This is a genomic window from Bacillus sp. AY2-1 (genome assembly GCF_008368965.1).
Classification (GTDB): domain Bacteria; phylum Bacillota; class Bacilli; order Bacillales; family Bacillaceae_G; genus Bacillus_A; species Bacillus_A thuringiensis_S.
This window is the reverse complement of record NZ_QPEL01000025.1, coordinates 1-12,084: the sequence shown is the minus strand read 5'-3', so window position 1 is coordinate 12,084 and position 12,084 is coordinate 1. Positions and strand designations below refer to the sequence as shown.

Here is a 12,084-nt window from a genome sequence, read left to right as displayed (position 1 = left end):
AAATGAAAGAACTTGCAAAAGAAAAAGGTGCGAACGCTATCGTTGGTATTGACGTAGATTACGAAGTTGTTCGTGATGGAATGTTAATGGTTGCTGTCAGTGGTACAGCTGTACGTATATAAGTAAATAAAAAAAACGGTTCCCCTTGGAATTTATACTTTGAGGGGAAATCCTGGTTCTGTTGCAGATTTTAAAGAATAATAAGAGATGTTGATAAATCATTGTACGTCGAAAAACACAGTTTGAGTGTAAACTGTGTTTTTTTATATAGAGGCCCCATCCCATCACTATCAAGCTAAAATTTTTTAGTGCCTCTAGAACGAAATTTTGTATTAACTTGTAACAAAAAGTTCATTTTTATTTTGTTGATAATTCAGAATATTTCGGTTGATAGGTATGTGGCGGTACCCTGATACGGTACAAATTTTTTATAAACGGTTGTAAGATTCTACGTTTTTGACCATTCTGTACAACGATAACTTTGGTTTATTAATTTCGCCTGTAATCTGGTAGCCTATCCTCTGATACAATTTAATGGCAAGTTGATTCTCTTTCTTTACCGTCAGAGAGCATTTGGCAAAGCCTTGCAGGGAAGCTTGTTCCTCGGCAAACTTAAGTAGTCTGGTACCTATCCCTAGTCCTCGACTTTCGGGCAATAAGGCAATTGTTCCGATGTGAAACTCGTCATCTTCTCCCTCCTTCAAGGTAAACATGGAATAAAGCATTTTGATATTCAAAATGTTATAAATAACAAAACCCAGCTTTCGGAATGAAAGCAGCTGTTTAAAAGTGGACCAGGCAAGACGGTTTAAAACGGGTATGGGATAGCAAGTAATCATCCCTAAAGTTTTCCCGTCCATTTGAGCTTCATAAGCGTATTGATGACTAAAACGGTTGTTCTCCTGCCGCCAGAGCTTACAAAATGTCCCTTCGACTGTGTTCTTCTCCTCAGATCCTGCAAGTGGAAACGCCATGTATTCCAATGCCATTACATTTAACTGGGCGCCGACCATGGATTGATGAACAGCCTTTACAATAGAGATTTGATTCATTTCCCAGTCCTCCTTTTCGCTTTCTGTATTATTGATATTAATTATCATGGATTTGAATCAGTTCACTTACCTCTCAAATCATCCTTAGCTTTAAAACCATAATAAAATGTATTTAAAACAAGCTCTGCAGCAGATTTTTTAGCCACATTTCCTTCATGTACCTGTTCCCAAGTATGGAAAAGCAGAGCATAAAGCGTATTCAAAATCCATTCGCTGCTAACCGTTTGCTGAAAATAACCTCTTTGTTGTAACAGCTCAATAACGCGTCGTAAGGGTTCCCTCAGCTTCTCTTCTGCTTTACCTAATTCTTTGTTGTTAAATACAGATGCATCATGACCTAGAAAATAGATTTTGTCACCTAAAGGGATTAACGCTTCAATGAGTTCCGGGATATAGTTTTCGCTTCTTTCCTCATCCAGTGGAATCTGGTTTACAGTATCACTTACCAGTTGTATAGCCCGATGGCCTAAGAACAGCATCAATTTCTCCCTGCTTTCGACGTAGCGATGGAGTGTAGCAATTCCAATTCCCGCATATTCCGCAATTTCATTCATCGAAGCAGTAGGATTTTCAACAAGCAATATAGTAGCCGAATCAAGAATTGCATTAAATCTCGCTTCCTTCAACGCTGACAAGTCTTTCTTCATCGTCAATCTCTCCCTTTTTCTGTATAAATTCGTCATTTTTGATAGAAAAATATATCATTTGATATTATAATAAACAATCTCAAATAAAGTGTCCAGATGCTGAATGTAGCTTTTCAAAAAGAATTATATTACTGAAACTGATAGTACTTTGAATGTTTCATTTTTAGCATTTCATTATTTAGATAACGATGAAGAAATTAAATTATTTAATGTAATAAATACAAGAACCAAAGGAAATGGTTCGAATCGCTTTCTTAGTAGAGAAATTGATTACCTTATCTAGGTTTTTTAAACTATTTTTCATGACGCATTAATACTTATAGTAATTTTTCTACTTTTATTAAATCCGGTTGCACTTCATTTAATTACTGAATGTTTTATAATGAAGCTTCTTTCTGCATAAAGTTATCGGTTTACTTTAAAATTCACTTCCGGGTATTTGGTCATCAGCCTTTTAAGGGTTGAGCCGTCATCCTTCTGTTTTACATACTGGTCAAAAAATGCCAGGCTGAATTCGTTGATAATACGATGAACTTCCTTTGGATTTTCACCTGGGCTCTGCAACAGAGGGGAGAACAAATGTAAATCAGTGAGGCTTGTATGATCCGTATGAGGTATGACCATTGACATACCACCACCAGCTAACCCACGTCCATATCGCTCCCTCACTTCATAGGGATCTGCTTCATCAGGCTCTTCTGCACTCATGAGTAGAAATGGTTTTCCAATTCCACTTTCAGGAAAGATTTCTCCATACAATGTACCATCCATATTGATAGCTGCTTTGACACGAGAATCTTTTGCAAGTATTTGTGCTGCGGTAGCTCCACCGTAAGAGTGACCAAACATTCCAATTCGCGAAGTATCCATTCTTCCTGTAAAGAAGCCGGTCTCATCGTTTTGATTAAGTTTCTCTATCTGATTAAGGACAAAGCTGACATCTTCCTCCCATAATTTTATGTGGCTATCCCCTTCATCAGTTAAATTGATGGGCTGTACGTAAGCAGTTCGACCATCTGGAAAGACGGTAGCTGCAGCATCAAAGGTATGATCGATACTTAGAACAATATATCCTTGACTAGCCAACTCCTCAACTTGAAACGTGTTTTGATTACGAAAACCATTAAAACCATGAGAGAAAAGTAATATGGGATAATGATTCTCTGAATCTGAGAGTTGTAAATCCATAAACGAATGAGATTTTACCAATTCCATGTGGCTGAATGCAAATGCAGGAATGGACAATGTTTTTTCCAATCCCTTGGAAAGCTCATTTATGTTACGAATATAAGGTTCTGGATCCCCCTTACTTTTTTCAGCTGTAGGATACCAAATTTGCACCATCAGTTCGCGCCGATCGGTTGGATTTTTCGAATATGGTTCATTTCTCTGATGATCAATCCAATGATATACCTTCGTACCGATCCTATGTGGGCCGGTTGGTTCTTCAAATGAAAATACTGGCATAAGTAAGGGTAGCGCCACTGCTACAGACAAATAGATACATAGCAACGAGGTCTTAACTATGAATATACCCCAACTTCTACAGCCCTTTTTCCGCCCAGTTAATAAATAGCATAAAATTAAGATAACTGGGGATACATATGCCGGAATCATCTGCCACCTAAAACCTTCTGCCAATAACTGAACTGTAACCATTACAACGGCAATCAAAGTAGCTAATTTAGACCACTTTTTCGTTTCTCTGCCTATTAACAGTATCCAACTCAATAGACTAAAATTCACTACTATCAAAACAACTTCCCAGAAATTCATTGGCCTATCTCCTTTGAATGTATTTTACTTCTAATTAAAGAGGTAGTTTTCAGCCTAAGCAAAAGCAGATGAACCCCCTATATAGTTGCACCAATTATGCTTAGTAACCGTTTCATCCACTCTACTCCTTTCTTCAAATTAAAAACTTAAAATGCCCAGCTACCTTTACGGAAAATTGGTTCTACAGTTCCATCTGGTAGAATACCGTCGATGTCCATCTCACTGCTGCCAATCATAAAATCCTCATGTGTTACTGAAATATTTGCACCTAACGTTTCAAGCTGATCGTTTTCTAAATCTCTTCCATCCTCTAAGCAAGTTGGATAAGCTTTACCAATCGCTAAATGGTTCGATGCATTTTCATCAAACAATGTATTAAAATATAAAATTCCCGATGCTGAAATTGGTGATTCATTTGGTACAAGTGCTATCTCACCTAAATAGCACGAGCCTTCATCCACATTAATAAGCTCCTGTAATAAATCATGTCCTACCTGTGCTTCAGCTTTAACAATTTTTCCTTCTTCAAATGTCAGTTTAAAGCCGTCGATAATATTCCCTTGATAAACTAATGGTTTTGTATTGCTTACATAGCCATTTACACCTTGTTTCATCGGTAACGTATAAACCTCTTCGGTCGGCATATTAGCCATAAAGATAGTATCATCAGGAGTTTTACCACCTCCAGTAATCCATTTATGCTGTGGTGCTAATGCAATTGTTAAATCAGTACCTGGCGCTGTATAGTGAAGCTTTATATATTTTTTATTGTTCAGTAGGACCGCACGAGATTCTAAATTTTTTACATGTTCACGCCATTTTTCAATAGCACTGCCTTCACCAATACGAACAGCTTTAAAAATAGCCTCCCATAATGCTGGTACTTGATCCTCAGCTGCTAAATCCGGGAACACCTTCGATGCCCACTTTGGTGAAGGAACTGCTACCATAGACCAAGCTACTGAATCCTTCATTACGGCGTTGCGATTGTTGCTCAGAGCAGCTCCTGCTACCTTTTGATAGGTAGCTAGACGATTAGATGAAATACCTGTAAATTTATCAGGATCTGTAGCATCTATCATTAATAATGCTCCTTTACATTCGATCAGCTCATCATTCATTTTGACTATCCACTCTGGGAAGCGATTAAATTCTTCATCTGAGGCATAATCAAAGTAAGCACGTTCCATTTCTTCATCCGAGAAATTAACATGAACACGCCCTGCCCCAGCCTTATAAGCCTCTTTCACAACTATACGGGCGAAATCCAATGCATCCACTGATGTATTGACTAATAAGTATTGCCCTGGTTGAATATTCACACCGATTTTCACCGTAAGTTCTGCATATGCTTGTAATTTTTCTTCAAAAGTCATATTATTTACCTCACTTTTATCAAATTGGTTTTGAATTCCCATCACTAACTTGCTTTCATACCATACTTTCTGAACAGGTTTTCTCAGAATTTTTCTTGCCTATTTTTTATGTTTTTCATCAAGACATGATAACAACTAATGGCTATTTTCTACTACTCATATATTTAATTTCTAAACTTTGATTCAATTAATATTGGTTTGTTTTTAAAAAAAATCTAATCAAAGGGCATCAAACACTACATAAAGTTATAGAGTTCTTTATTGTGAAAGCTCACTCATTTCTTCCCAATCTTTTCAATGTGGTTGCACCTAAAGGCTTACCATCAATGGGGCGTTTAACATTCTCAATCACTCCTTTATCTTTACAAAAGCATTTTTGATAGATAAATATATCATTTGACATAAGATTAAATCATTTTAAACGAATTATCAAGCCGTAAAATTTAATTTTTAAAAAATTCGTTAAAAAACCTATGTGAAAATGGATTCTATCAAAGGGAGCGATAACAAAAAGATTTTTTATACACACATGGATAAAACACATGAAAACTTATATATAAAATTACAAGTTCAACTCTCACAAAAAAACGGAATAAAAATAAACAGCGGAACTAGCCCACTGTTTACTTTGCCACACCTTCATGTAATTTTTCTGTATAATCCTTTACATCTTTCCAGCTATCTTTCGCTGTATGTAAATCTTCTTTTATAAACGTAAACTCTTCCGGACTAATTCCTTTTACGTTTTGTAGTAAATTATTATATTTTGCACCTACTGTATACCATTGGTTTGATATGTTTTGTAGTGCTGTAATTGCTGCATCAATTGTTTCCGTCATGTTTGTTGTTTTATTTTTTACATCAGTCAAAATTACGATTTCTGCTTGTGCTCCTGAAATTCTATCTTTTAAATTAGCTATCTCTCTTTCTGCATTTGCGATATCTTTTTTTGCAACCGCAATCATCGGCCCGCCAGCAAGACATGTTATTAGCGCTACGCAAAGTACGCCACCAGCAATGACCATATCATTACTCTTTTTAATCGAATCGTTATATGTATTTATTTGTTGCTCTAGAGCTGGAATACCAGCATTCGTACTTGCCAATATCGCTGTTAACTGATTTGTATCCTCTTTGAAACTATTTGTATCTTTCGCCATTCTATCGCGAAAAGCTTTCAAATTTCCTAATAATCCATCTACCTCATTTTGATTCTTTACAATATCCGCATACAACTTTTCTAAATCCGCTTTTAATTTTCCGCTATCCTTTTGGTCAATCGCTATTAACATGTCGTTATAATACGATTGAAAAGTATTATTGTAATTTATAATATTTTGATCCGTTTTCATAATTTGAGGCTTCATATTATTTAACCAATATGCTGCATTAATTTTTGCATCTCTTTGATGCTGAATCATATTCCCTTTAAATTCACTATTAATCGAACTTATTTTACTTAAATCCGTCTCTTGTTGATTTTGAATTAATTTTGCATATGAATCCATTGCAAATATACTCGATGTCGTTTGTGCCATTACATCTTGGAATCCAGCTGGTCCAAGAGAATAGTTTTTCACATTTTCTTGTAGTACCTTTACATTTTGTTCTGCTGCAAAAGGATGTAAAGGAGATACGTTACTCGTTGCCACCCCAGCAATCATTACCGCTAAAAGACATTTTTTATAAAATCTTTTCTGCATACTTTTCACCTATTTTCTTTATAAGAGTATAAAAAGCTCCTGCTCACAACTGAACAGGAGCTTCAAATCATTCATCAACACTTAACGCTCTAACGATTCGTATTCAATTATGCTTTTTTCGTATCTACTACTTTAATATCTTCAGCATAAATCTTTTCTGCATAGTCTTTAATATTTTTCCAGCTATCTTTCGCAATGTTTAAATCTTCTTTAATGAAAACAAGGTCGTTTGGACTAATTGAATCCACATTTTGAAGTAAAGAATTATATTTTGATCCCATTGTGTACCATTGGTTTGAAATATTTTGTAACGCTGTAATTGCAGTATCAATTGTATTTGTTAAATACTCTGTTTGTGTTTTAATGTTCGTTAATCCAGCTACTTCTAATTGCGCAGTTGTAACTTGTCCTGTTATCTTTTGAATTTCTGCTTGTGCATTATCAAGCTCTTTCTTCGCTAATACGATTCCAGCTGTACCACCGCCTACAGCTGCTGCACCACCTGCAATTAATGCTACTCCTAGCGGTGTTCCTGCGCCCGTAGCAATAACTACTGCACCACCGATAATTGCAATTGGTCCTAGAGCTGTCGCAACAGATGAACCGATAATAATTGCATTATATTTACTAATTGCTTCATTGTACGTTGTAATTTGATTTTGTAATAGCGGAATTCCTGCATCTTGACTAGCTAATATAGATGTAATTTGATTTGCATCACCCTTGAAGTTTTGCGTATCCGAAGTCATTTTATTTCGGAATTTCTTCAAGTCTTCTACTAACTGATCCACTTGTGCTTTATTTTCATTAATACTACTTGATAATCTAGTTAAGCCTTTCGTAAGAGTCGCTTTATCCTTTGCATCAACTGCAGCAACTAAAGTATCATAATAGTTTTGGAATTTCGTATTGTAGTTAATGATATTTTGATTCGTTGAAATAAGCTGTGGTTTTAATACATCTAACCATTGCTTCGCATTTCCTCTAGCTGTATCTTGGTGCTGAATTACTTTCCCTTTTAAAGCCGCATCAACAGACGATACATTTCCAAAGTTAACATTACCTTGTTTAATAATTGTTAAAGCGTACAGATCCATTACTAAAGCATTTGAACCTGTTCTTTCCATTGCATCTTTTAGGCCTTCTGGTCCTAATGAATATTCTTCATAGTCATTATAAGCTTTTGCTACCGCATGAACTGGAGCTTGTTTCACTGTACTTTCAGCTGCATACGTATGAGCCGGCATAATATTTCCTGCTGCAAATACTGCCATAAGTGCTGATAGAGCCATTACTTTATAAGGTTTTTTTGTCATTTTTCTTCTCTCCCTATATCGCTAATTATTTTTCTGTTTAATGTACTTCAACGTTTGTAACGTAATCTTCAAATTGATTTGTTTGCTTATTCATTTCATCACTTACTTTTTTAATTTGATTGAAATGTTTTTGAAGTAAACTACTGTCTGTATACGTGCCTTCTTCGACATTTGTTTGAATTTGAATCATATTATTATTTAAAACTTTCCAATCCGTTAATAACGTTTCTAAAGTTGTAATTTGACGATCAATTAATTCTGTAAAGCTATTTACTTGATCTTCAACGAATGTAATTTGAGTCGCCTCTGCTTCAGTTTGTGATAACTTTTGAATAAGTGGCAATAACTCCTTTTGCTTTTGTTGAATGCGAAGAGCTGCTTCCCTCGTTTGACTATCTGCAGCATTTACAATTTCATTACTTAAAGTACCGATAGAAACAAAATCGATTGTTTTCGTTTGTGCAGTTTGATTTGTGATTGTAAATACTTGTTTACCAATATTAATAGAACCTTTAATGATTTCTTGAGGTCTATTCAAAATAGTAGTTAATTCAGCTTGAATTTCACCTTGAATTCTTTTAATATCTTCTCTTAATTTCACAATATCTCCACTTGATCCTTGCAGTGTTTTTATTGCTTCATCGGCTTTAATTGATAAGTTGTTACTATCTTTGTCTAATACTGTTTTAAATCGATTTAACTCTAATAAATCTTGCTCCATACTCTCTTGGATGCTTTGTACTTGCAATTGTAATTTTCCATATGCACTCATAAAATCTGCTTTTGCTTGCTGATCTTCATTTACGTTTCCTGCTAATTCATAGAGCTTACTATAATAGCTATTAAATCTAGTGCTGTATCTCATCATCTCTTGATTTAAGTCAATTAGCTTCGGATTATATTCATCAATCCATTCTCGTACATTCGCCTTTGCAAACTTTTGATGATTCGTTAAGCTACTCATCGCATTTACCTTAATATCTGGCTGTTGTAAAATAATTAATCCGTATGCTTGAATAAGCGGTGATTGTGATCCTAACATTCTAATTGAATTGGATAATGTATTTGGAGCAATTACATTTTGTGCATATACTGTTTTCACTTCCGTTTGCCCCTCCTTAGCGTAAGCGCTTACAGGAATGAAGCAACTCGTAGATACTGCTGTAACCAATAACCCTGTAATTAAAGTCTTTTTCACTTTAACTCCTCCTATGTATTAGCAACTATTACTATCGCATTTTATTATTCTATTTTCTTACCTATAATTTGAGATGGTTAAAATAGAGAACGTTCTCACCGCGATCCATGTACGAACCACCTCTCTCGTATTGCTACAGTACTTACTTATCATCACAAAACATTTTATTATTTTTCATATGTGTTTAGTATGAATAATATTGTATAAATTTTCTATTTCATCGAAATCCCCACATTCACACAGTGAATATATTACATAAAAATATTATTCATTTTAAACTAAACAACATACGTAAATATGAAATTTCGTTTTGTTTTCATATATGTTTTGTACTGTAAGGTCATTTAAACACAGCTGTTTATATAACGTAAAGAAGTATTTTCATTCCCTTTATTTTCAAGCTTTCGTGTCCTTATTTCAAAATATAATCCGATTCACTTTATAGATTGAAATATCTACATATCACAACAGAAAACACTACTTGAAAATAACTGATAAAATTATATAAATATAATTTTCGAGCCCATATGCAATTATGCATAGCATATACACAAAAAGGATAGCTTCATTTTCACGAAGCTATCCTAAAAAAATCTTCTTATTTTTTCAAATGATATGGAACTGTCGTAATAACAACATTTCTTTTATAAAGTAAATACGCACGTATGAGTAAACTGGATTGATTATGAAGAATGTTATGCCAACCTTTTTTTGGAATGAACTGTGGTATAACGACCGTAACGCGGTAATTCGATTCACTTGCCTTATATTGCACTGTATCGATGAACTTCGTTAGCGGCTGGATAATACTTCTATAATGAGAATGTAATGTAACAAGCCTAACTTCAGGTTGCCACTTTTTCCATTTCTCTTCAAATTTCTTTTCCTCTTCCCTGTCAAAAGCAACATATACAGCAATAACTTGATCTGCCGAAAGAGCCTTAGCATAGTTCAATGAATTTTCTACTACGTGAGTCATACCAGCTACCGGAACGACGATTACATTTCCCTTAATCGGAACAAGTGGTTCACAAGTTTTTAAACTTAACTGATCACCTACCGCATCATAGTGCTTCTTAATTCTGTGGAATAAGAATATGATTGCAGGTAAGAAAATAAGTATCGACCAAACTTGTGCAAATTTAGTTAAAAAGAACATGCTCATTACGATAAAACTAATAACTGCACCAATTAAATTAACCGTTAATCTTAAAGCCCATCCTTCAGGTTTTTCCCGAAGCCATTTTAATACCATCCCTGTTTGAGAAAGTGTAAATGGAATAAATACACCTACTGCATATAGTGGAATTAAATGTTCTGTTTGTCCTTGGAAAGCTACAATTAAAATAATCGAAGCAACTCCAAGTATAATAATACCGTTTGAGTAACCTAAACGGTCTCCTCTAATCGTAAACATTCTCGGTATGAATTTATCTTTTGCAAGGTTAACCGCTAATAAAGGAAATGCAGAATAGCCTGTATTAGCAGCGAGAATTAATATTAAAGCTGTTGTACCTTGTATGAAATAGTACATGAAATTACGTCCAAATGTTTGTTCAGCAATTTGAGAAACAACTGTTACTTCTTTACTCGGAGTCACTCCGTAATAATAAGCTAAAAATACAATTCCTGAAAATAACACAGCAAGTAATGCACCCATTGCAAGCAATGTTTTTGCAGCATTGTTTGGCGCAGGATCTTTAAAGTTCGGAATTGCATTTGAAATTGCTTCAACACCTGTTAAAGCAGAACTACCTGATGCAAATGCTCTTAGTAATAAAAATAAACTAATTCCTGCAACTGGTGTTCCAATCGGCGCATGTAAAGTAGGTGAAACATGACCAGTTAAAATATTATATATGCCCACACCAATTAATATAAATAGTGCTAAAACGAATAAATAAACAGGATATGCTAGCACGGAAGCTGATTCCGTTACTCCTCTTAAATTTAATATCGTAATTAATATAACAAATATAACCGCAATAATTACGTTATGTGCATGTAAGCTAGGAAACGCAGAAGTAATTGCATCTGTACCCGCGGACACACTTACCGCAACAGTTAAAATATAGTCAACTAATAAAGATCCTCCAGCAATTAAGCCTGGATTCATCCCTAAATTTTCTTTTGATACAACATACGCTCCCCCGCCATGCGGATAAGCAAAAATAATTTGACGATAAGATAAAATAAGGGCTGTCAATAATACTAATACCCCAACAGCGATCGGAATGGAATACCAATAGGCGATCGCTCCAACACCTGCTAAAGCAATTAAAATTTGCTCTGGACCGTAAGCAACTGATGACAATGCGTCAGAAGATAAAATAGCTAAAGCTTTCGTTTTATTAAGCTTTTGTTCTCCAAGCTCCGTTGATTTTAACGGTCTTCCAATTAAAAATCTTTTAATAGATGAAACCAATGCTGTCCACTCTCCAATAATTTTGTACGAACTTTTCTGCTTGTTACAGCCAGTAAACTATTTCTTCAGAAAACAAAAAATGTCTACAAGCCATAGCGAAATAGACTTGTAGACATTATTTTTTTTGTCGCACAAGCTCCACCTTCCTTCTCAATATAACGCTTACGAGGTTAGCTGTCGGATTCGGGCCTATGAGTAGCCCTACCTTTTTCAAGGATTCACCCCATCGGATTATGTACTAATCCGTAAAAACGGGTCCCCCGTACCATGCGGTTTCAGCGATTTAGAAAATTGAAACTGTGGATTATAATACTCCTTTATTTTCAAAAAGTAAACAAAAATTTTTAATAAGAAAAAAATTAAAATGATTGCGCATAATCCCCTGAGAAATATACATAATGAATACTAAAAAATCCACAAAGGAGACCCATATGTCTAAAGAAAAGAAGCCTATTTTTTCCGATTCATATTTAGATGCAGTAGCAAATGAAATTAATCAGTTATATGGTAAACGTGAACAGGAAATAAATTTGACAGATAGAACGAAAAGAAATAAATGATTTGTCATACAAAAAAATAAAAAAGATAGCA

At 34.8% G+C, this 12,084-nt stretch carries 10 protein-coding genes and 1 riboswitch; of the genes, 2 read left to right on the top strand and 8 right to left on the bottom strand.

From position 1 onward, the window contains the following. Positions 1-122: heavy metal-binding domain-containing protein (locus DN403_RS06820; protein WP_149185364.1), on the top strand; the 122-nt coding region annotated here is incomplete at its 5' end. Between the two features lie 306 nt (positions 123-428). Here the strand turns inward: DN403_RS06820 and DN403_RS06815 are convergent. From DN403_RS06815 to DN403_RS06780, 8 genes are all read right to left on the bottom strand, one after another. Further along, entirely contained in the window at positions 429-1,052 is a 624-nt protein-coding gene (locus DN403_RS06815) for a GNAT family N-acetyltransferase (RefSeq protein WP_001071938.1), read from the bottom strand. A gap of 62 nt (positions 1,053-1,114) precedes the next feature. Next, positions 1,115-1,699, bottom strand: a complete 585-nt coding sequence (locus DN403_RS06810) for a TetR/AcrR family transcriptional regulator (protein ID WP_000710982.1) — start codon at positions 1,697-1,699, stop codon at positions 1,115-1,117. A gap of 405 nt (positions 1,700-2,104) precedes the next feature. Beyond that, on the bottom strand, positions 2,105-3,475 hold the full coding sequence (locus tag DN403_RS06805; RefSeq protein ID WP_001012300.1) for an alpha/beta hydrolase family protein: 1,371 nt from the start codon (positions 3,473-3,475) through the stop codon (positions 2,105-2,107). Positions 3,476-3,621: 146 nt separating this feature from the next. Continuing rightward, entirely contained in the window at positions 3,622-4,851 is a 1,230-nt protein-coding gene (locus DN403_RS06800; protein ID WP_000141970.1) for an aminopeptidase, read from the bottom strand. A 623-nt stretch (positions 4,852-5,474) separates the two neighbouring features. Next, entirely contained in the window at positions 5,475-6,554 is a 1,080-nt protein-coding gene (nheC, locus tag DN403_RS06795; protein WP_001171999.1) for a non-hemolytic enterotoxin NHE subunit C, read from the bottom strand. Between the two features lie 107 nt (positions 6,555-6,661). Continuing rightward, on the bottom strand, positions 6,662-7,870 hold the full coding sequence (nheB, locus tag DN403_RS06790; protein WP_000162968.1) for a non-hemolytic enterotoxin NHE subunit B: 1,209 nt from the start codon (positions 7,868-7,870) through the stop codon (positions 6,662-6,664). Between the two features lie 37 nt (positions 7,871-7,907). Beyond that, positions 7,908-9,068 (bottom strand): non-hemolytic enterotoxin NHE subunit A, encoded by a 1,161-nt coding sequence (nheA, locus tag DN403_RS06785; RefSeq protein WP_000751828.1) that lies wholly within the window; start codon positions 9,066-9,068, stop codon positions 7,908-7,910. A gap of 598 nt (positions 9,069-9,666) precedes the next feature. Then, positions 9,667-11,493 carry an APC family permease gene (locus DN403_RS06780; protein ID WP_000254886.1) on the bottom strand — a complete coding sequence of 609 codons (1,827 nt, stop codon included), beginning with the start codon at positions 11,491-11,493 and terminating at the stop codon, positions 9,667-9,669. A 144-nt stretch (positions 11,494-11,637) separates the two neighbouring features. After that, a riboswitch (cyclic di-AMP (ydaO/yuaA leader) is annotated at positions 11,638-11,784 on the bottom strand. A gap of 140 nt (positions 11,785-11,924) precedes the next feature. Between DN403_RS06780 and DN403_RS31665 the strand changes: the two genes are divergently transcribed. Further along, positions 11,925-12,053, top strand: a complete 129-nt coding sequence (locus tag DN403_RS31665) for a hypothetical protein (protein WP_000031873.1) — start codon at positions 11,925-11,927, stop codon at positions 12,051-12,053. Positions 12,054-12,084: the final 31 nt, after the last annotated feature.

Coding starts and splice junctions, on each gene's coding strand:
- DN403_RS06815 (WP_001071938.1), bottom strand. CDS start 1,052: ATGAATCAAATCTCTATTGTAAAGGCTGTTCATCAATCCATGGTCGGC.
- DN403_RS06810 (WP_000710982.1), bottom strand. CDS start 1,699: ATGAAGAAAGACTTGTCAGCGTTGAAGGAAGCGAGATTTAATGCAATT.
- DN403_RS06805 (WP_001012300.1), bottom strand. CDS start 3,475: ATGAATTTCTGGGAAGTTGTTTTGATAGTAGTGAATTTTAGTCTATTG.
- DN403_RS06800 (WP_000141970.1), bottom strand. CDS start 4,851: ATGACTTTTGAAGAAAAATTACAAGCATATGCAGAACTTACGGTGAAA.
- nheC (WP_001171999.1), bottom strand. CDS start 6,554: ATGCAGAAAAGATTTTATAAAAAATGTCTTTTAGCGGTAATGATTGCT.
- nheB (WP_000162968.1), bottom strand. CDS start 7,870: ATGACAAAAAAACCTTATAAAGTAATGGCTCTATCAGCACTTATGGCA.
- DN403_RS31665 (WP_000031873.1), top strand. CDS start 11,925: ATGTCTAAAGAAAAGAAGCCTATTTTTTCCGATTCATATTTAGATGCA.